The sequence below is a fragment of the Stenotrophomonas sp. 115C5 genome (assembly GCF_056861055.1).
Genome location: NZ_JBSPUQ010000008.1, coordinates 25,006 through 45,763, shown reverse-complemented (window position 1 = coordinate 45,763; position 20,758 = coordinate 25,006). Strand labels below are relative to the sequence as shown.

General features: G+C 66.1%; 17 protein-coding genes. 9 read left to right on the top strand and 8 right to left on the bottom strand.

Annotated elements, in window-relative coordinates:
- Positions 1 to 374: 374 nt before the first annotated feature.
- Both dnaN and dnaA read right to left on the bottom strand, forming a co-directional pair.
- The gene (gene dnaN / locus AC13FN_RS11640) at positions 375 to 1,475 is read right to left on the bottom strand and encodes a DNA polymerase III subunit beta (protein ID WP_005411731.1); all 1,101 of its coding nucleotides are present in this window, start codon (positions 1,473 to 1,475) and stop codon (positions 375 to 377) included.
- 275 nt (positions 1,476 to 1,750) lie between these two features.
- Positions 1,751 to 3,082: a chromosomal replication initiator protein DnaA gene (gene dnaA, locus AC13FN_RS11635; RefSeq protein ID WP_005411730.1), complete on the bottom strand. Its 1,332-nt coding sequence runs from the start codon at positions 3,080 to 3,082 to the stop codon at positions 1,751 to 1,753.
- Positions 3,083 to 3,337: 255 nt separating this feature from the next.
- On the opposite strand from dnaA, the gene rpmH reads away from it, so the two are divergent.
- The 6 genes from rpmH to AC13FN_RS11605 all read left to right on the top strand — a co-directional run bounded on the left by rpmH (position 3,338) and on the right by AC13FN_RS11605 (position 11,087).
- A complete protein-coding gene (gene rpmH, locus AC13FN_RS11630; RefSeq protein ID WP_005411729.1) occupies positions 3,338 to 3,478 on the top strand; it encodes a 50S ribosomal protein L34 in 141 nt (46 codons plus the stop codon).
- 5 nt (positions 3,479 to 3,483) lie between these two features.
- Positions 3,484 to 3,978, top strand: coding sequence for a ribonuclease P protein component (gene rnpA / locus AC13FN_RS11625; RefSeq protein ID WP_021203275.1), 495 nt, complete (start codon positions 3,484 to 3,486; stop codon positions 3,976 to 3,978).
- The gene (yidC, locus tag AC13FN_RS11620; protein ID WP_482984412.1) at positions 3,978 to 5,693 is read left to right on the top strand and encodes a membrane protein insertase YidC; all 1,716 of its coding nucleotides are present in this window, start codon (positions 3,978 to 3,980) and stop codon (positions 5,691 to 5,693) included. Before rnpA ends, yidC begins: the two co-directional genes overlap by 1 nt.
- Before the next feature lie 115 nt (positions 5,694 to 5,808).
- Positions 5,809 to 8,481, top strand: coding sequence for a polysaccharide deacetylase family protein (locus AC13FN_RS11615; protein ID WP_482984413.1), 2,673 nt, complete (start codon positions 5,809 to 5,811; stop codon positions 8,479 to 8,481).
- A 3-nt stretch (positions 8,482 to 8,484) separates the two neighbouring features.
- On the top strand, positions 8,485 to 9,834 hold the full coding sequence (gene mnmE, locus AC13FN_RS11610) for a tRNA uridine-5-carboxymethylaminomethyl(34) synthesis GTPase MnmE (protein WP_482995110.1): 1,350 nt from the start codon (positions 8,485 to 8,487) through the stop codon (positions 9,832 to 9,834).
- A gap of 137 nt (positions 9,835 to 9,971) precedes the next feature.
- Entirely contained in the window at positions 9,972 to 11,087 is a 1,116-nt protein-coding gene (locus tag AC13FN_RS11605; RefSeq protein ID WP_482984415.1) for a glycerophosphodiester phosphodiesterase, read from the top strand.
- A gap of 109 nt (positions 11,088 to 11,196) precedes the next feature.
- On the opposite strand, the gene AC13FN_RS11600 is transcribed toward AC13FN_RS11605, so the two are convergent.
- Complete coding sequence (locus tag AC13FN_RS11600; protein ID WP_478413116.1) at positions 11,197 to 11,967, bottom strand: rhomboid family intramembrane serine protease; 771 nt, start codon at positions 11,965 to 11,967, stop codon at positions 11,197 to 11,199.
- A gap of 106 nt (positions 11,968 to 12,073) precedes the next feature.
- Positions 12,074 to 13,036, bottom strand: coding sequence for a TerC family protein (locus AC13FN_RS11595; RefSeq protein ID WP_010487446.1), 963 nt, complete (start codon positions 13,034 to 13,036; stop codon positions 12,074 to 12,076).
- A 373-nt stretch (positions 13,037 to 13,409) separates the two neighbouring features.
- On the opposite strand from AC13FN_RS11595, the gene AC13FN_RS11590 reads away from it, so the two are divergent.
- Both AC13FN_RS11590 and AC13FN_RS11585 read left to right on the top strand, forming a co-directional pair.
- On the top strand, positions 13,410 to 14,579 hold the full coding sequence (locus AC13FN_RS11590; RefSeq protein ID WP_010487449.1) for a class I SAM-dependent rRNA methyltransferase: 1,170 nt from the start codon (positions 13,410 to 13,412) through the stop codon (positions 14,577 to 14,579).
- A gap of 178 nt (positions 14,580 to 14,757) precedes the next feature.
- Positions 14,758 to 15,993 carry a dipeptidase gene (locus tag AC13FN_RS11585; RefSeq protein ID WP_482984416.1) on the top strand — a complete coding sequence of 412 codons (1,236 nt, stop codon included), beginning with the start codon at positions 14,758 to 14,760 and terminating at the stop codon, positions 15,991 to 15,993.
- Between the two features lie 55 nt (positions 15,994 to 16,048).
- Here AC13FN_RS11585 and AC13FN_RS11580 read toward each other — a convergent pair whose 3' ends face one another.
- Together AC13FN_RS11580 and AC13FN_RS11575 are read right to left on the bottom strand one after the other, a co-directional pair.
- Entirely contained in the window at positions 16,049 to 17,476 is a 1,428-nt protein-coding gene (locus AC13FN_RS11580) for an amino acid permease (RefSeq protein WP_054172873.1), read from the bottom strand.
- A 175-nt stretch (positions 17,477 to 17,651) separates the two neighbouring features.
- The gene (locus tag AC13FN_RS11575) at positions 17,652 to 18,647 is read right to left on the bottom strand and encodes an aldo/keto reductase (RefSeq protein ID WP_482984417.1); all 996 of its coding nucleotides are present in this window, start codon (positions 18,645 to 18,647) and stop codon (positions 17,652 to 17,654) included.
- 121 nt (positions 18,648 to 18,768) lie between these two features.
- Here AC13FN_RS11575 and AC13FN_RS11570 point away from each other — a divergent pair, with 121 nt between their 5' ends.
- Positions 18,769 to 19,671 carry a LysR family transcriptional regulator gene (locus tag AC13FN_RS11570; RefSeq protein ID WP_049436099.1) on the top strand — a complete coding sequence of 301 codons (903 nt, stop codon included), beginning with the start codon at positions 18,769 to 18,771 and terminating at the stop codon, positions 19,669 to 19,671.
- A 23-nt stretch (positions 19,672 to 19,694) separates the two neighbouring features.
- Here AC13FN_RS11570 and AC13FN_RS11565 read toward each other — a convergent pair whose 3' ends face one another.
- Both AC13FN_RS11565 and leuE read right to left on the bottom strand, forming a co-directional pair.
- Positions 19,695 to 20,129, bottom strand: a complete 435-nt coding sequence (locus AC13FN_RS11565; protein ID WP_049436096.1) for a hypothetical protein — start codon at positions 20,127 to 20,129, stop codon at positions 19,695 to 19,697.
- Positions 20,126 to 20,755, bottom strand: a complete 630-nt coding sequence (gene leuE, locus AC13FN_RS11560; RefSeq protein ID WP_043397672.1) for a leucine efflux protein LeuE — start codon at positions 20,753 to 20,755, stop codon at positions 20,126 to 20,128. The genes AC13FN_RS11565 and leuE overlap by 4 nt, the downstream gene beginning before the upstream one ends.
- Positions 20,756 to 20,758: the final 3 nt, after the last annotated feature.

The window sequence follows — 20,758 nt, the reverse complement described above, 5'->3', positions numbered from 1 at the left end:
ATTTAGAAGCTAGGATTGCCCAAAATTGCCTCCGAGCCGGCCTGTGGACAGTGCCGTTCGCAGAAGCGGAGGACCTCCTCCCGCGGAAGATGATCTGCTGCTTCCAGCATTGAAGATCAGGACAGCGAAGTGGGATATGTGAAGCGCTCGCTGCCAGATCCCCAATCGCATGGAGCCCGACGAGCACTGCAAGGTGAATTCCCAGCGTCCTGGATCCCGAGTTGCTTGGAGCAAGCGAGATCGGGTTGGTCTGGGGCCGAGCAGGGCACGTCCGGAATTTCTCCGATCCGTTTCGACAATGCTCCACGTGGAACATAAAAAAACGCCCGGGAGGTCCCGGGCGCTTCTGGGTTCCACGTGAAACAGCGTTTCCGTCAGAGACGCAGCGGCATCACCACGTGGCGCGACTTCTCGCTGCTGGATTCACGCACCAGCGCCGAGGAGTTGGAGTCGCGCAGCTGGATGATCACTTCCTCGTCGCGCAGGGCAGACAGGGCATCCAGCAGGTAGTTCACGTTGAAGCCGATGGCCAGATCGCTGACCGTTGTGTCGGCTTCGATCTCTTCCTGGGCTTCTTCCTGTTCCGGATTGTGCGCGCTGATCTTCAGGTTGCCCGGCGAGACTTCCACGCGAATGCCGCGGTACTTCTCGTTGGACAGGATCGCGGCGCGCTGCAGCGAGGCACGCAGTGCTTCACGATCAACCTTCACTTCGCGGTCGGCACCGATCGGGATCACCGCTTCGTAATCCGGGAAGCGGCCGTCGATCAGCTTCGAGGTGAAGGTGACATCGTCGCGCTTGACGCGGACGTGGCTGCGGCCGACTTCCAGCTCGATCTCGCGATCGCCGCTTTCCAACAGGCGCTGCAGCTCGGTCACGCCCTTGCGCGGCACGATGATCTGGCGCTTGGAACCGCTGGGCTTGGCCAGGTCGGTTTCGCAAAGGGCCAGGCGGTGGCCGTCGGTGGCAACGGTGCGCAGCGCATCGCCACGTAGGTCGAACAGCAGACCGTTGAGGTAGTAACGCACGTCCTGCTGGGCCATCGCGAAAGCGGTGCGCTCGATCAGTTCCTTCAGGGTTGCTTCGCCGATGGCCACGCGCTCGGTGGCTTCCACTTCGTCCACCGACGGGAAGTCGTTGGAGGGCAGGGTCGCCAGCGTGAAGCGGCTGCGACCAGCCTGCACGGTGATCTTGTCACCGGTCTGCGAGACGGTGATCCGGCTGCCATCGGGCAGGGCGCGGATGATCTCGAACAGCTTGCGGGCGGGAATGGTGGTTTCGCCGTCCTGGGCGTCTTCAACCGCGATCCGCGACACCATCTCCACTTCCAGGTCGGTACCGGTCAGCGACAGCTGGCCGTTCTGCACCTGGACCAGGAAATTGGCCAGAACCGGAAGGGTCTGGCGGCGTTCGACCACGTTGACGACCTGTGCCAACGGCTTGAGAAAGGCTTCGCGCTGCAGTGTGAAACGCATGTGGTTCCGTGCCCCTATGCTTTAAAAAATGTGGAATAAATCAAAAGCTTGGTGGTGCTGGTAGAGACAGAATCGCTGGAAAACAACGCTAAGTCTTTGTAAATAAAAGAATTTCAGACCTCGAAACCCTCTGTATTACCGACCCCCAGGGGGTGGGGAAAGCTGTGGATAAATTCGGCGCGATTTCAAACGCCATTTTTATCCACAACGTGTCCCGCGCTTGCTACCGGATTCTGCACCGTTTTGTGCGATGACGCCTCATCGGCATCCGTGCATCATTCGCTCAGCTTCCGGATCAGCTTGTCCCAGTCCTCGCGGAGCTTGCCGTCGGTTTCCATCAGGGTCCGGATCTGACGGCAGGCATGCAGCACCGTGGTGTGATCGCGACCGGCAAAGGCATCGCCGATCTCGGGCAGGCTGTGCTCGGTCAGTTCCTTGGTCAGGGCCATGGCGACCTGGCGCGGACGTGCCAGCGAACGGGTCCGACGCTTCGACAGCAGATCCTTGATCTGCAGGCCGTAGTAGTCGGCAACGGTTTTCTGGATATTGGGAATGCTGATCGCCTGCTGCTGGGCGCGCAGCAGGTCGCGCAGGGTTTCCTGGGCGAACTCGGTGGTGATCGCGCGGCCGGTGAAATTGGCGCGGGCGGTCAGGGTATTGAGCGCACCTTCGAGGTCGCGCACGTTGGAGCGCATCTTCTTGGCGATCAGGAACGCAACATCATCGGGAATCTCGGCACCGCGTTCGCGTGCCTTGGCCAGCACGATCGCGGCGCGGGTCTCGAAGTCCGGCGGTTCGATCGCGACCGACAGGCCCCAGGCAAGCCGCGACTTCAGGCGCGCTTCCAGGCCTTCGACCTCGCGCGGATAGCGGTCGCAGGTCAGGATGATCTGCTGCTTGCCATCGAACAACGCGTTGAAGGTGTGGAAGAACTCTTCCTGGGTGCGGTCCTTGCCCGCGAAGAACTGGATGTCATCGATCAGCAGCGCGTCCACCTGCTGGAACTGGCGCTTGAACTGATCCATGGTCTTTTCCTGCAGGGCCCGGATCATCGCGCTGAAGAACTGTTCCGAACGCAGGTACAGCACCTTCGCGCCCGGATTGGCCTGGCGCATGGCGTTGCCGGCGGCGAACATCAGGTGGGTCTTGCCCAGGCCGGTGCCTCCGTACAGCAGCAGTGGGTTGTGCGCGCGGTCGCCCGGCTTCTGCGCTGCCTGGAAGGCGGCGGCCAGGCCCAGCTGGTTGCTGCGGCCTTCGACGAAGTTGGCGAACGTGTAGTGATTGTCCAGGTTGCCGGCGAACGGTACCTGCGGTTCACTGGACACATGCGCCGAGGGCGTGGAAACCGGCGCGTTCTGCGCCTCCACGGGACGCGGGCGCGAGCCGATTTCAAGAAAAACGTCGCTGAAACCGGCGAAATGCGCCAGCAGTTCGCGGATTCGGGCCAGGTACAGCTCGCGGACCTGGTCGACGATGAAGGCATTCGGTGCATACAGCACCAGGCTGTCCACGCGCAGATCGGCCTGCAGTGGCTTCAACCAGGTATGAACGTCTTCCGGCGGGAACTCCGCTTCGAGGCGCTCGAGACTACGGGACCAAGCATCCATCAGCAATAATCGTCCGGTGGCCGGGGCATGGACGCGACAAGGCGCCCAAACACAGGCCGGAAAGGGGGGAAATGGATGGCTCAGACTACCACCGAGCGCCCGCCTTCGGAATGCTTGTCCCCTACTTATTCACAAAAACATCCACAGCTATTGCACAGCCCAGTGAATTCGCGTAGCTGCCAGGGCTTGACTTGGGGCGGGGTACCTCTCTAGAATTTCCGGTTCTTTCCGTCCCATTCATACGAGAGGCCCCCAATGGCCACGAAGCGCACCTACCAGCCCAGCAACCTCAAGCGTAAGCGCGACCACGGCTTCCGTGCCCGTATGAAGACCGCTGACGGCCGCAAGATCCTGTCGCGTCGCCGCGCCAAGGGCCGCAAAGTCCTGAGCGCCTGATTGCCATGCCGCACATCGCGGCAGACGCAATCCCTTCGACAGTGAATACTGCAGACCCGCGCAAGCGATTCCCTCGCTCTGCGCGGGTTCGCACGCGTGCCGAATATTCAACGGTCTTCAACGGCGCCCGCCGTGTGTCCGATCCGCTGATGACCCTGCACTGGCTGCCGGCTGACCGGCCGGCCAGGCTGGGTCTGGCGGTTTCCCGCAAGGTTGATCCGAACGCCGTTGGGCGTAACCGGATCAAGCGCGTCCTGCGCGACATCCTGCGTCAGACACGTACCGACATCCAGCCAGGCGACTTTGTCGTCGTGGCTCGAAGTGCTGCGCGTTCCGCCAGCAACGACGAGATCCGCCAGGCCTTCCTGCGCCTGCTGCGTCGCCTGCGTGCATTGCCCACGCCGGGCGTGGACGGCACAATGCCGCCGCCTGATGGCATCGCAACTCCTTCTTTGACCGAGCCGGCATCGCGTCCCGGCCCCGCCGAGCCTGTCCGCTGATGAACCAGACCCGCGTATTCCTCATTTTTGCCTGGCTGATGGTGGCCGTGCTGCTGTGGATGGAGTGGAGCCGTGAAAAGGCTGCTCCGACCCCGGCACCGACGACCACGTCGGCCCCGGCTGCCGCACAGAGTGTTCCGGGCGCCGCCCCGGGCAGTATCCCCAGCGCCCAGGTTCCGGGTGCGCCCGGCCAGGCCGCCGTGCAGGCGCAGGCCAGCGCCACCCCGGCCAGCCAGCGCGTGACCGTCACCACCGACGTCCTGCGCCTGGTGCTCGATGGCGGCCGCGTGCTCGACGCCGAGCTGCTGCAGTTCCCGCAGACCAAGGACGAAGGCAGCCCGCCGGTCCGCCTGCTGACCGAAGACCCCGCGCATCCCTACAGCGCGATCAGTGGCTGGGCCAGCGAAGACAAGAACACCCCGGTCCCCGGCGCTGACGGCTTCAAGCTGGTGGGTGACACCAAGGACTTCGTGCTGGCCAAGGGCCAGAACGATCTGCAGATCCCGTTCGTGTGGACTGCCGACAACGGCGTGACCATCAAGCGCACCCTGACCGTCTCGCGCAACGAGTACGCCGTGCGCTTCAAGGACGAAGTCAGCAACACTGGTGCCGCTCCCTGGAACGGCTACGTCTACCGCACCCTGGACCGCACCCCGACCATCCTGTCGCGGAGCATGACCAATCCGGATTCCTTCAGCTTCAACGGCGCCACCTGGTACGACAACGACAAGAAGTACCAGCGTCGTGCGTTCAAGGACTACTTGGAAGACGGCACGCTGAACCAGAACATCACCGGTGGCTGGCTGGCGATGCTGCAGCACCACTTCTTCACTGCCTGGATCCCGCAGAAGGACCAGACCGCACACTACGTGCTGTCGCAGGTGGCCGGTCGTGACCTGATCGAAGCGCGTGGCCCGGCCTTCACCGTGGCACCGGGCCAGTCCACCAGCACCGAAGCCCGCCTGTGGGTCGGCCCGAAGCTGGTCAACCTGATCGCCAAGGAAGACGTGCCGGGCCTGGACCGCGTGGTCGACTACAGCCGCTTCTCGATGATGGCGGTGATCGGCCAGGGCCTGTTCTGGGTGTTGAACCAGGTGCACAAGCTGGTTGGCAACTGGGGCTGGGCGATCGTCGGCCTGGTGGTGCTGCTGAAGCTGGTGCTGTACCCGCTGTCCGCGACCCAGTACAAGAGCGGTGCCAAGATGCGTCGCTTCCAGCCGCGCATCGCGCAGCTGAAGGAACGCTATGGCGATGACCGCCAGAAGTTCCAGACCGCGATGATGGAGCTGTACAAGAAGGAAAAGATCAATCCGATGGGCGGCTGCCTGCCGATCCTCATCCAGATGCCGATCTTCTTCGCCCTGTACTGGGTGCTGGTGGAATCGGTCGAACTGCGCCAGGCGCCCTGGTTCGGCTGGATCCAGGACCTGACCGCACGCGACCCGTACTTCATCCTGCCGGTGATCAACGTGGCAGTGATGTGGTTCACCCAGAAGCTGACCCCGGCACCGGGCATGGACCCGATGCAGCAGAAGATGATGCAGTTCATGCCGCTGGTGTTCGGCGTCATGATGGCCTTCATGCCGTCCGGCCTGGTCCTGTACTGGGTGGTCAACGGCGGCCTGGGCCTGCTGCAGCAGTGGTGGATGACCAAGCGCCATGGCGGCGAGCCGGTCCCGGCCACCACCGCGCCGGCTCCGGTCAAAAAGAAGTAATCGGTAGAGCCGGCCGCTGGCCGGCTGACCCCAGCAGAAGCCCGCCGCAAGGCGGGCTTTTCGCATCCGGCGTTAGAATCGCCGGCACACCGATCCTGCATCCATTGAGTCCGCCATGCCGCGTGCGTCGTCGTTCCGCCTGTTCCTGCCCTCGCTGTTGTTGACCCTGGTCGTTGCCGGCTGCGGCGACAAGGATGCGAAGGCGCCGGCGACCACCGTCACCCAGCCCAGCGCGCAGGCCGCGGCCGCCGCCGATCCCGCCGCGGCGCCGTTGCTGGCCGCGCTGCAGAAGCAGCTAGACGGCTACCGCCGGATCATCGTGCTGCTGGCCGACGAGGACCAGCAGTCGGCGGCCGACCGCAGTACCTCCACGCGCGTGGGCCAGCAGCTGTTCCACGATGGGCTGGAACAGCGCACGGCCATCGCCGCGCAGTTCGATACGCTGCTGCGCGGTTCCAGCGCCCAGCGCTTCGCCACCCTCGGTACCGTGCTGGACTACATCGAGTCGGCGCCGGAACTGTTCGACGCCGACCGCCTGGCCTTCCGCGAAGTGCTGCGCGACCTGCATGAGCGCGTTGGCACTGACTCGTCGCTGCCGGCGGTGAAGCTGCACCAGCGCATCGGCGAGGACCTGGAAGCGCTTGATGAGATCGAGCGCAACTACAACCAGGAACTGACCCGCATCTTCAGCCGCTTCGAGCGCACCCGCGCCATCGAGCTGAAGCGCGAGAAGTGGGAGGACTACATCGCCCACCTGCACAAGGACTACAGCCGCGAAGCGATCCTGCGCGACTACGGCGTGATCGAGCCGTACCCGATGTCGATGAAGGACAGCGATCGCGAGATCTTCGGCCGCGACCTGCCGGCCAAGACCGTGGTGCTGACCTTCGACGATGGCCCGCACAAGGCCTATACCGATGAAGTGGTGGCCATCCTCAAGCGCTACGACGTGCCGGGCGTGTTCTTTGAAGTGGGCCGCAACCTCGGCAAGGTCGAGGCTGATGGCAAGGTCAGCCTCGGCCCGATGGCCAAGATCAGCCGCAACCTGATGGAAGAGGGCTATGCAGTGGGCAACCACAGCCTGACCCACGCGCAGCTGTCGCGCACCACCGGCGATGCGCTGCGCCAGCAGGTGCTCGACACCGACACCCTGCTGAAGGATGTCGACAGCAAGCGCGCGCCGCTGTTCCGCTTCCCCTATGGCGCGCGCAACGCCGAAGGCCTGCAGCTGCTCAACGAGGCGGGACTGAAGTCGATCATGTGGAACATCGATTCGATGGACTGGGCCGACCCGGTGCCGGAATCGATCGTGCAGCGCGTGCTCGACCAGGTGAACAAGGAACAGCGCGGCATCATCCTGTTCCATGATATCCACGACCGTGCGGTGAAGGCGCTGCCGCAGATCCTCGACCGGCTGATCGCCGATGGTTACCAGTTCGCTGGCTGGAACGGCCGCGATTTCACCGTGGCCCGTGCGCGCAAGGGTGACACCAGCGCAGCCACCGTCACCACCGGCTACGAGAAGTCGTGGGCGATCGTGGTCGGCATCGACAACTACGCCAAGTGGCCGAAGCTGGAATACGCCAGCCACGACGCGCAGGCGGTGGCCGATACCCTGACCGGGCAGTTCGGCTTCCCGTCCTCGCAGGTGATCGTACTGAAGAACGAACAGGCCACCCGCAACAACATCCTGGCCGCCTTCCATGACCGCCTGGCCGATGACCGCACCGGAAAGAACGACCGCGTGTTCGTGTTCTTCGCCGGCCATGGCGCCACCCGTCAGCTCGCCTCCGGACGCGACCTCGGCTACATCATCCCGGTTGATTCGGACCCGAAGGAATTCGCCACCGACGCCATCGCGATGACCGACATCCAGAACATCGCCGAGAGCATGCAGGCCAAGCACGTGATGTTCGTGATGGATGCCTGCTACAGCGGCCTTGGCCTGACCCGCGGCGGCCCGTCGTCGTCGTCATTCCTGCGCGAGAACGCACGCCGTAGCGCGCGGCAGATGCTGACTGCGGGCGGTGCCGACCAGCAGGTGGCCGATGCCGGCCCGAACGGCCATTCGGTGTTCACCTGGGTGCTGCTGCAGGCGCTGGCCGGCAAGGGTGACCTCAACGGCGACGGCCTGATCACCGGTACCGAACTCGCCGCCTACGTGGCGCCGGCCGTCTCGGCCGTTTCGCACCAGACCCCGGCCTTCGGCAGCCTGCCCGGTTCGCAGGGCGGGGAGTTCGTGTTCCAGGTGCCGGACAGCCAGGAATTCCTCAACGCCGATACGCGCCAGTTGACCGCCGATGCGATCGCGCTGAACAACAAGGTCGATGCTGCCAGCGAGGCCAAGGGCAGCCAGGCACCGGTGACCGTGGCCGATCTGCAGGGTGGCAAGGCCAAGCTGGTGGTGCCCACCGCCGGCCCGGCCTCGGATCGCCAGCGCGCGCAGCAGGCCAATGACCGTGGCCTGCAGCTGTACCGCGAGAAGCAGTACGACGAAGCGGTAGCCCAGTTCACCGAGGCACTGAAGCTGCGCCCGGACTTCGCCCAGGCCGCCAACAACCTCGGCTTCGTCTACTACCGCCAGCAGCGCTACGCCGAAGCTGCGCGCTGGTTGGAGAACACGCTGAAGATCGACCCCTCGCGTGCCGTGGCCTATCTCAACCTGGGCGATGCCTACTTCAACGCCGGCGACAAGGCCAAGGCGAAGCAGGCCTACACCACCTACCTGGCGCTGCAGCCGCAGGGCAGCGGAGCCGCGCAGGCACGCACGCAGCTGGAGAAGCTCTGAGCGATGAACGATACCTTTCGCACTGACACCATCGTCGCCATTGCCAGCGCACCGGGTGCTGGCGGTGTCGGCCTGCTGCGCCTGTCTGGCCCGCGCGCGGCGGCCATCGCCAACGCGCTGGGTGCGCCCACGCTGCGCCCGCGCCATGCGCACTACGCACGCCTGCGCGATGCCGACGATGAGGTGATCGACGATGGCATCGTGCTGTGGTTCCCGGCGCCGAACAGCTTCACCGGCGAGGAAGTGGTGGAACTGCAGGGCCACGGCAGTCCGGTCCTGCTGCAGCAACTGGTCGCGCGCTGCATCGCGCTCGGTGCGCGCCAGGCGCGGCCGGGCGAGTTCAGCGAACGCGCGTTCCTCAACGGCAAGCTCGACCTGGCCCAGGCCGAAGCCATCGCCGACCTGATCGCGGCCGGCGACAATCGCGCCGCGCGCGCTGCACGTCGCTCGCTGGACGGCGTGTTCTCGCGCCGCATCGACGCCGTGGTCGAGCAGCTGGTGCTGCTGCGCATCCATGTGGAAGCGGCCATCGACTTCGCCGACGAACCGCTGGATACCCTCGGTGGTGCGCAGGTGCGGCGTGGCCTGGAACAGGCGCGCAGCGATCTGGCCATTCTGCGCCGCGACGCCGAACGTGGCCGCCGCCTGCGCGATGGCCTGCACGCCGTGCTGATCGGTCCGCCGAATGCCGGCAAGAGCTCACTGCTGAACGCACTGGCCGGCAGCGAACGCGCCATCGTTACCGACATCGCCGGCACCACCCGCGACACGTTGCGCGAGACCATCCGCCTGGATGGGCTGGAGCTGACTCTGGTCGACACCGCCGGCCTGCGCGACGGCGGCGACGCCATCGAACGCGAAGGCATGCGCCGCGCCCATGTGGAGATCGAGCGCACCGACCTGGCCCTGATCGTGCTGGATGCGCGCGATCCCGTGGCCGGCGAAGCGGCGCTGGGCGATGCCGTGGAGGCGGTGCCGCACAAGGTCTACATCCATAACAAGTCGGACCTGCTGGAGGCGTTGCCGGCACTGGACGATCCGGACCGCGTGTTCGTCTCCGCTGCGACCGGTGCCGGCCTGGAGGATCTGCACGCGCGCCTGCGTTCGATCGCATCGGCCGGGGCAGGGGAGCAGGTGGATGGCGAGTTCTCCGCGCGCACCCGCCACGTGGATGCGATTGAGCGCGCGCAGGAACACGCGCAGCGCGCCGATGGCGAGCTGGCGCATGAGCACCTGGAACTGGCCGCCGAGGAACTGCGGCTGGCGCATGATGCACTGGGCGAGATCACCGGGCAGATGAGCGCTGATGATCTGCTGGGAAGGATCTTCTCCAGTTTCTGCAGCGGCAAGTAACTTTAGCGCCGAGCCCTTGCGGGGCTGGCGGGTACACCCCCCGCGCAGGGGCTCGGCTCTACAGGGACCGGCTTCCCCCACCTGTCACATTGCCGCCGCATACTGACGCCCATCACATACCGCTTGGGGAAGTCGCAGTGAAGTCGTGGGGTTGTGCGTTGCTGTTGTCGCTGGCCGTGGCACCATCGGTGGCCATGAGTGCTGAATCCTCCACCCCGGCCGCGCACAAGGTGTCGGTCTACGGCCATCGCGGGGCAAGCGCGCTGTTGCCGGAGCACACCCTGGCGGCCTACGCCCAGGCGATCGCCGATGGCGCCGACTGCATCGAACCGGACCTGGTGATGACCAAGGACGGGGTGATGGTGGCCCGCCACGAGAACGAGATCGGTGGCACCACCGACGTCGCCTCGCATCCGGAGTTCGCCAGCCGCCGCACCAGCAAGGTCATCGACGGGCAGAAGGTCGACGGCTGGTTCACCGAAGACTTCACCCTGGCCGAGCTGAAGACCCTGTACGCACGCGAGCGCCTGCCGGAGTTGCGCAGCACCGCCTACGACGGCCAGTTCCGCATCGCCAGCCTGGACGAGATCCTGGCCTTCCTGGTGCAGCAGGCCGGCCGCGCCAACCGTGGCATCGGCCTGGTACCGGAGATCAAGCACCCGACCTACTTCCAGTCGATCGGCCTGCCGATGGAAGACAAGCTGCTGGCCGCACTGCGCGGCAACGCCTATACCAACGTCGGCCCGGTCACCATCCAGTCGTTCGAGACCGCCAACCTGCGCTACCTGCGCGGCAAGATCCCGCGCGGCAGCAACATCCGCCTGCTGCAGCTGCTGTGGAAGGGAGATACCCAGCCGGCCGACATCGCCAAGGCCGGTGGCACGCTGACCTACGCGCAGATGATGACGCCGGCCGGACTGAAGGACATCGCCAGCTACGCCGACAGCATCGGCCCGGAGCTGCGCTCGATCATTCCGCTGGATGACAAGGGCGCACTGGGCACGCCGACCACGCTGGTGCGCGATGCGCATGCGGTGGGCCTGATGGTGATTCCGTACACGTTCCGCCCGGAGAACCATTTCCAGGCCAGCAACCTGCGCAAGGGTGCCGACAACGCGCGCAATGCAGAGGGATCGATCGCCGAAATGCGTGCCTACCTGGCCACCGGTATCGATGCGTTCTTCACCGATGACCCGGCACTGGGCCGGAAGGCGGTGGGTGGGATGGGTGCCGCCGGGAATGCGGCGAACTGACGGGCTCTGGTAGATGCCAACCTTGGTTGGCACACGGCAGGAGTGCCGACCAAGGTCGGCCACTACCGGCTCATGAGATTGCCGGCCAGCGGCCGGCACTACCGTCACCTCAACTGCGCGGCTCGTCCGGGCGGCGGAACGGAATCACCACGTAATCCTGTCCTTCGCGTGGCTGCCACAGCACCGGCACGCGTTGCGGTGACGGCGGCTCCAGCTCGTCGTCGGGCAGCGGTTCGAAGTCTTCTTCCTCGTCTTCCCAGCTGTAGCGCGGGCGCGGCGGCAGCGGGTCGGCGTTGCGGAACAGCAGCGCGGCGATGATGCCGGCGAAGGCGCCGCCCATGTGCGACTGCCAGGACACGCCGTCGGCGTGTGGCAGGATGGTCATCAGCATGCCGCCGTAGAACAGCATGCCGATCAGGCCAGTGGCGATCGCCGCGCGATCGCGGCGCAGCAGGCCCAGGCTGGCCAGCAGGAACATCAGGCCATGGGTCACGCCACTGGCGCCCAGGTGCACGCTGCCCGGATTGCCCAGCATCCATGCGCCGATGCCCGAGCCCAGCCACAGCAGGGGCAGCGCGCGAACGGTGGCTTTCGGGTAGACGCTGCCGGCCAGCGTGCCGAGGATCAGGATCGCAATGCTGTTGGCGACTATGTGCTCGACCGAGGCATGCAGCATCGGGCCACCGATCAGGCCAAGCAGGCCCCTGGCTTCCAGCGGTGCGACCGCCCACGGTCGCCAGTCGAACGTGCCCTGCAGGGCGAACACGGCCACCAGCACCAGCACGGCGGCCAGGCTGACATTGAACGCACGCAGGATGCGCGAGCGGTCATTGCGGGGGGCCGGCACGTCGCCAGCGGGCAGGGGCGCGTTGTTGTTCATACCTCAGCAATGGCGGTGGTTGGCGTGAAACCAAGGCCACCGCAGCGGGAGAGTGGAAACGGCCGGCGGGACAATCCCACCGACCGCGCCATCCAGCGGGTCGGGCTCAGGCCTGGCCTTCGCCTTCCTTCGGCGGGTACTTCAGGCTCAGCACCACGGTGGCGGCGATGATCACCGCGACCACGCCCAGCGACACCGGGGTCGGGATCTTGAACAGGTCGATGATCATCATCTTGATGCCGATGAAGCCCAGCACCAGTGCCAGGCCGTACGGCAGCAGGTGGAAGCGGTCGGCCATGCCGGCCAGCAGGAAGAACATTGCACGCAGGCCCAGCACCGCGAACACGTTGGAGGTGAGCACGATGAACGGGTCGGTGGTGATCGCGAAGATCGCCGGGATGCTGTCCACCGCGAAGATCACGTCGGTGACTGCGATCAGGATCAGCACCGCGAACAGCGGGGTGAACCAGCGCACGCCATCACGCTTCACGCTCAGCGCGTTGCCAGCGTAGTCCGGCAGCAGGCGCAGGTGCTTGCGCATCCAGCGCAGGGCCGGGTTGGTCTCCAGGTCCGGCTCCTGGCCGGCGGCGAACCACATCTTCCAGCCGGTGAACAGCAGGAAGGCACCGAACACGTAGAGCAGCCAATGGAACTGGCTGATCAGCACACTACCGGCGAAGATCATGATCGTACGCAGCACGATCGCGCCCAGGATGCCGATGATCAGCACCTTCTGGCGCTGTTCTTCCGGCACTGCGAAGTAGCTCATGATCATCAGGAAGACAAAGATGTTGTCGACTGCCAGCGCCTTCTCGACCAGGTAACCGGTCAGGAATTCGAGGCCGACCTTGTTGGCCACCACCTGGCCTGCAGTCTCATTCAGGTAGTACCAGAGGCCCGCATTGAACAGCAGGGCCAGCGCGACCCAGCCGATGGACCACCACAGGGCCTCCTTGAAGGTGACCTTGTGCGGTCCACCATGGCGCATCAACACGAGGTCGACAAGCAGGGCGATGACCACCACCGCTGCGAAGCCGCCCCACAACCACACGTTACCGATCGTCTGCATTGGGAATGTCCGTTGGAAAGATGAATGCCAGGCCGGACGGCGAGGATCTGCAACGGAGGATCGGGAGGGGGATCCAGGGACAGAGCTTCGCCAGTACGGCGAAGGTCTCGCTCGCAGTTCCAGTCGGCTGGAACTGCCGTTGCACCGGAGCCTGCGGGCTCGAAATGACGGCGACAACGTCTGGGAGCTACTCCCCTTCTGCCGCCGATTCTGCGGCCTGGCCGGGCCGCAGTCAAATGCCCCTGCACTGGGGTCGAGTCCCCAACCGGGCTCCGCACCCCCGCTCTGGTAGATGCCAACCTTGGTTGGCATACTGGCCGGGGGCAGAGCCCCTACGGGAATCTGACCCCGGCGCCCGGTTTACAATAGGTGGATGAATACCCCCCTTCCGATTGTCCGCCTCAAGAATGCGTGGCGTTCCAGCCACCCGTGGATCTTCCAGAAACTGGTCGAGAAGCCGACCGTCCGGCCCAAGCCCGGTTCCATCGTCGACGTGGTCGGCATCGATGGTGAGTTCATTGGCCGCGGGTTCTACAACGGGCACTCGCGCATCGCCGTGCGCATCCTCGAAACCGATCAGAACGTGCCGGTCGATGCCGGCTGGTTCTCGCGCAAGATCGCCCAGGCGGTGTCGCTGCGCCGTGAGGTGCTGAAGCTCGATGCGGTCTCCGACGCCTGGCGCGTGGTGCACAGCGAAGGCGACGGCCTGTCCGGCCTGGTGGTCGACCGCTACGGCGACCTGGTGGTGGTCGAGTTCTTCGCCGCCGGCATGTTCCGCCACCGCGAGTGGATCTACGACGCCCTGCGCGAGCAGTTCCCGGGTTGCCGCTTCCACAGCTTCGCCGACGAGCATGTGCAGAAGCAGGAAAGTTTCGACTTCCACGGCAACACCACCACCGAAGCGTCGGTGATCACCGAGTACGGCATCAAGTTCCGCGCCGACCCGGCCGGTGCGCACAAGACCGGCTTCTTCGCCGACCAGCGCGAGAACCGCGAATGGTTGAGCCAGCAGGTGGAAGGCAAGAGCGTGCTGGACCTGTGCTGCAACACTGGCGGTTTCGCCGTGTATGCGGCGGCGCGTGGTGCTTCGGAAGTGGTCGGTATCGACATCGATGAAGACGTCATCCAGATCGCCAAGGGCAATTCGCGCCTGAACAACGTGCGTCCGAAGTTCGTCCAGTCCGACATCTTCCCGTGGCTGCGCGATGCCGCCAACCGCGGCGAGCAGTACGACGTGGTGATCCTGGACCCGGCGAAGATGACCCGCGACCGCGACCAGGTCATCACCGCGCTGAAGAAGTACCTGGACATGAACAAGCTGGCGCTGGGCGTGGTCAAGCCGGGCGGCCTGTTCGCCACGTTCTCGTGCACCGGCCTGGTGGCCGAGGACCAGTTCCTCGACATGCTGCGCCGCGCGGCCTACTTCTCCGGCCGCACGATCCAGATCCTGAAGGTTGCCGGCGCCGGTCCGGACCATCCGTTCATGGCCCACGTGCAGGAATCGCGTTACCTGAAGGCCGTGTTCTGCCGCGTGGTGGATTGACGGTCGGCTTCTGCGTTCGCCGGGCATGAATCATGTCCACTGCCCGGCGGCCAGCTTTCCGCGCATTGCGATGCGTTCGTGAGAATGGCGCCCCATTGATGAGGGGGCGCGGCTCGGCTCTACAAAAGCGAATGCTGCAGCGTTATGGTCGGGCTCTTCCCATTCGCGGTGAGAGCCCATGCCTTCGTTGCGCCACCTGTCCGTCGTGCTTGCCCTGGCGCTGTGTGCGCCGCTGTCCGCCCACGCCATCGAGTTCAGTGCGCAGGAGCTGGCGCGGGCCAAGGCCCTGCAGCAGCGCCTGGTCACCCTCGACAGCCATCTGGATACGCCGGCCAATTTCGGCCGCAGCGGCTTCGACATCGAGCAGCGCCACGACCGCAACGCACTCTCGCAGGTGGACTACCCGCGCATGGTCGAAGGCGCGCTGGACGGTGGCTTCTGGGCGATCTACACCGACCAGGGCGACCGCAGCGCCGCTGCACATCTGGCCGAGCGTGACCATGGCCTGCAGCGGCTGCTGGAGATCCGCGAAATGCTGGCCGCCAATCCCGAGCGTTTCGCGCTGGCATTGACCGCCGATGACGCGGCGCGGATCAAGGCTGCCGGCAAGCGCGTGGTCTACATCAGCATGGAAAACGCCAGCCCGCTGGTGGCCGATCCCAGCCTGCTCTCGTTCTATCACCGTGCCGGCCTGCGCCTGCTCAGCACCGTGCACTTCGCCAACAACGAGTTCGCCGATTCGGCCACCGACCCCAAGGGTGCGGAGTGGAAAGGCCTGAGCCCGGCCGGCAAGGACCTGGTGCGGCAGGCGGTGAAGCTGGGCATCGTGATCGACCAGTCACATGCGTCGGACGCGGTGTTCGATGACCTGCTGGCAATGATGCCGGTGCCGTTCGTGCTCTCGCACAGCTCGGCCAAGGCGGTCTACGACCACCCGCGCAACCTCGACGATGCGCGCCTGCGCAAGCTGGCCAAGGCCGGCGGCGTGATCCAGGTGAACGCCTATGGCGGCTACCTGATCGACACCGCGAAGACGCCCGAGCGCAAGCAGGCCGAGGAAGCGCTCAGCAAGCAGCTGGGCGGCTGGGAAGGGATGGGCATCGAACAGGGCGTTGCCCTGCTGAAGGCCGAACAGGCGCTGGACCACGAGCATCCGGTACGCCATGCCAGCCTGGACGATTTCTTCGCCCACTTCGAGCACATCCTCAAGGTGGTCGGCCCGGAACATGTGGGCATCGGCCTGGACTGGGATGGCGGCGGTGGCCTGAGCGACCTGCCCGATGTCAGCCAGCTGCCGAAGATCACCGCGTGGCTGCTGCGCAAGGGCTATACCGAGAAGCAGATTGCCGGCATATGGGGCGGCAACCTGCTGCGGGTGATGCGCCAGGCGCAGGAGTACGCCGGGAGCAAGTAGAGTCGAGCCGCGCTCGACTCTACAGAGAGGCGCCGGGCCGTGCCCGGCGGCGCCCTTATTTCGCGATCAACGCGTGGCGGCGGCTGTACAGGAAGTACAGCACCAGGCCGGCCAGGTTCCACAGCAGGAAATACAGCTGGGTGCTGTGCGGCAGGCTGAGGAACAGGTAGATGCAGCCCAGCGCGGCCAGCGGGCCGACCACGAAGGCCAGCGGGGTGCGGAAGGTGCGTTCGCGGTTGGGCTCACGCAGGCGCAGCACCACCAGACAGATGCCCACGGCGGTGAAGGCGGCCAGGGTACCGGCATTGGCCAGCGCGGCGATCTCGTCCAGGCGCGCAACGCCGGCCAGCGCCGACACCACCACCGCGGTGAACAGCGTGGTCGCCACCGGCGTGCCGGTGCGTGCGTTGACCTTGGACAGGCCACGCGGCAGCAGGCCATCGCGGCTCATCACGAAGAAGATGCGGCTCTGGCCGTACAGGAAGGCCAGCAGCACGGTCGGCAGCGCGATGATCGCGATCACGCCGATCACCATCGCTGCGGTCGGATGGCCCAGCTGGCGCATGATCAGCGCCAGCGGCTCGGCGCTGTGGCCAAACACGGCGTAGCTCATCGCACCGACCGCGGCCAGCGCCACCAGCACATAGACGATGGTGCAGCCGATCATCGAACCGATGATGCCGATCGACAGGTCGCGGCCCGGGTTCTTGGTTTCCTCGGCGGCGGTGGAGATCGCGTCGAAGCCGTAGAAGGCAAAGAAGATGATCGCTGCTGCCGCCATCACGCCGTGTTCGACGCCGTCAGGGCCGATCGACTTGGCGAAGCCGTACGGCATGAACGGCTGCAGGTTGGCGCTGTCGAACGCGGGCAGCGCCACGGCCACGAAGATGGCCAGCGCGATCAGCTTGAACACCACCAGGATGGCGTTGAGGGTGGCGCTTTCCTTGGTGCCGGCCATCAGCATGCCGGCTACCAGCCAGGTGATGATGATCGCCGGCAGGTTGATCATGCCGCCTTCCACGTGCGGGCCGGCCGCCAGCCAGGCCGGCAGGTGCACGTTCCAGCCGAACTGGGTGTGGACCCATTCGAGGAAGCCGACGAAGTAGCCGGACCAGCCCACCGCCACCGTACTCACCACCAGCGAGTACTCCAGGATCAGGCTCCAGCCCACCACCCAGGCAAACACCTCGCCCAGTGCGCTGTAGCTGTAGGTGTAGGCACTGCCGGCGGCCGGCATCATCGTCGACAGCTCGGCGTAGGACAGCGCCGCACAGGCGCAGACCGCACCGGCGATGGCGAAGGAGATCAGCACGGCCGGGCCGGCCAGGTTGGCACCCACGCCGATCAGCGTATAGATGCCGGTACCGACGATGGCGCCGATGCCCAGCGCGATCAGGTGCGGCCAGCTGAGCGTGGGGATCAGGCGCCTGCCGGCTTCGTGGACGGTGACGGAATCTAGGGACTTGCGCCGGAACAGGGACATGCAGGCCTCGGAAGGGGTGACTGAGAACGACAAGTTCCCGAGTGTGACCGAACGCAGCGCAGCATTACCACTGACGGGGGTCATGCATGGCGGGGCGCGCGCTGCGCCCCGGCCAGGCTGCCGGAATCGGCACAATCCGGCGACAGCCACCGGTGTGCATTGGTCCCGGCCGCTGCTACGACTGGATGTTGGCCATGCCACTGGCCGAATACCGGTCACCGGCAGCGGCATGCAGCGGGAAGGCCGCATCCAGTGCGTCCAGCGTGGCCGCATCCAGTTCCACCTGCAACGCACCGAGGTTCTCGTCCAGCCGTGCCCGCCGCGTCGTGCCCGGGATCGGTACGATGTGCTCGCCGCGCGACAGCACCCAGGCCAGCGCCAGCTGCGAGGCGGCGATCCCGCGCTCGGCGGCCAGCGCCTGCACGGTGTCCACCAGCGCCAGGTTGCGCTGGAAGTTCTCGCCTTCGAAGCGGGGCGAGGTGCGCCGGTAATCGTCGGCGTCGAAGTCGTCCGGGCTGCGGATGGCGCCGGTCAGGAAGCCACGGCCCAGCGGCGAATACGGCACGAAGCCGATGCCCAGTTCCGCCGTGGTGGCCAGCACCCCGTTCTGCTCCGGCTCGCGCGACCACAGCGAGTACTCGCTCTGTACCGCCGTGATCGGGTGCACCGCATGGGCGCGGCGGAGGGTGGCCGCCGAGGCCTCGGACAGGCCCAGCCAGCGGACCTTGCCCTGTTCCACCAGGCGTGCCATCGCACCTACGGTGTCCTCGATCGGCACGGTCGGGTCGACGCGGTGCTGGTAGTACAGGTCGATGTGGTCCACGCCCAGGCGGCGCAGGCTGGCCTCGCAGGCGGCCTGCACATAGTGCGGGTGGCCGTTGACCTGCCGCGCCTGCGGGTCGAAAGGGTCCAGGCCGATGCCGAACTTGCTGGCCAGGAACACCTGGTTGCGGCGCCCGGCGATCGCGCGCCCGACCAGCACCTCGTTGGTGTGCGGGCCATACACATCGGCGGTGTCGAGCAGGGTCACGCCTCGGTCCAGCGCGTGCTGGATGACGGCAATGGCGTCCTCCTCACTGCTGCGGCCGCCGTAGTAGGCGCTCATGCCCATGCAGCCCAGCCCGAGGGCGGACACGGTGGGGCCGGCGGGGCCGAGAGTACGGGTCTTCATGCGGATCTCCTTGGGGAAGGCGCCACGCCTGGATGGGCAGTGGCGAGGGGCACAGCATCCTCCACGCCATCATGTGGATAAACTGCGTGCCACCGGACTTACCTTGAAGGCTGGCTTCACAATGGATGCCTCCGTCCCCCTCAACGCTGTGGTCGCCTTCGTCCACGTGGCCGAGCACGCCAGCTTTACCCGCGCCGCCGATGCCTTGGGCGTGTCGACTTCGGCGCTGTCGCAGAGCGTGCGCGCGCTGGAAGCGCGGATGGGCGTGCGCCTGCTGCAGCGGACCACACGGCGGGTCAGCCTGACCGAACACGGCGCGCGTTTCCTGCAGCGCGTGCGCGGCGGCCTGGACCAGATCGACCAGGCCTTTGCCGAACTGGACAGCGCGCGTTCGGTGCCTGCCGGGCGGCTGCGGGTGACCCTGCCGCGCATCGTCGCCGATCGCATGGTCCTGCCGCGGCTGCCCGATTTCCTTGCGCGCTACCCGCAGGTGCAGGTGGAACTCTGCGTCGACCCCGCGCTGACCGATCTGGTGGCCGAGGGCTTCGACGCCGGCATCCGCCTGGGCGAATCACTCGCGCAGGGCATGATCGCGGTGCCGGTCGGGCCACCCGAGCGGCAGGTGGTGGTGGCCACGCCGGCCTATTTCGAACGCCATGGCGTGCCGCAGACCCCGCATGACCTGCATGGCCACGCCTGCATCGTGCACCGCCTGGCCAATGGCCGGCTGATGCCCTGGGAGTTCAGCCGCGAAGGCCACGACCTGGACGTGGAAGTAAGCGGGCGGCTCGTGTTCAACGATGCCGGTGTCGCCCATCACGCCGTGCGGGCGGGGCTGGGCATGGCCCAGGGCTTCGCTTCGCTGATGGCCGACGACATCGCCGCTGGGCGACTGCAGAGCGTGCTGCAGGACTGGCAGCCGCCGTTCCCCGGCTTCCACCTGTACTACCCCGCGCGCGAGCAGATGGCGCCCAAGCTGCGGGTGTTCATCGACCACCTGCGCGCGGAGATGCACGACCGGTAGATGCCAACCTTGGTTGGCATGCTTCAATCGACCACGCGCGCCGCTACGCCTCCCGGCCAATGGCAGCCATCCTCGTGCCACGCCTCGACGTCCTCGTTGAACTCGGTACGTCGCCCGTCGTGGGCGCGCTCGTAGCTGAAACCGTAGACGTGCGCGCCCTGGGTGCTCAGGTAGTAGCGCCCATTGAGGCGGCCACCGATGCGTTCTTCCCAGACGCTGTCGAACTGGTACGGGCGGTCTTCGGCCAGCACCGTCGTTTCCTGCGACACCTGTTGCACCTGCAGGCGGCCGCGCTGCCCGGCGTACTGCACGTCGGCGCTGCCATCGTCCAGCCAGCGCCACAGCAGGTGGATGCCGTCGTTGCGGCCCCCGGTGAGGCAGCGATGGTCCTGCGCGCTGGCCGCTGCGGTGTCGGCCAGCAGACCGATGAACCCCACCACCAGCAGCCACCGGATCATCCGTTCAGCCCCAACCGGATGCCGAACCCCACCAGGAACAGGCCGGCCACGCGGCGCAGCGCATCGCTGATGCGCGGGTGCTGGATCAACCGGCGACGGGCCAGGTTGCCCACGCCGATCAGCATCGAGCAGTAGGCGATGCTGACCACCAGGATGATGCCGGCCAGTGCCGCGAAGGTCGCGATGCCCTGGTGTGCCTTCGGGTCGATGAACAGCGGCAGGAAGGCCATGTAGAACAGGATCGCCTTCGGATTGAGCAGGCTGACCAGGATCGCCTGCTGGAAGTAGCGGCCCGGCTGCATGCGGATCGGGCCGGCGTCATCACCCTCGTGCTTCGGCGTGCGCAGCAGGCTGATGCCCACCCACACCAAGTAGGCCGCACCCAGGTACTGCACGGCGTGGAACACCAGCGGGTTGGCCTTCAGCAATGCGGCCACACCGGCCAGCGCCAGCCACATCAGGATCTGGTCGCCGACCAGCAGGCCGGCCAGCGCGGTGTAGCCGCCACGCACGCCGCCACGGCCGGTGGCGGTCAGCAGGGTGAAGGTGCCGGGGCCGGGCAGGGCGAGAAACACCAGCACAGCGACCAGAAACGTCCACAGGTCCTGGATGCCCATCCACGGCATGGC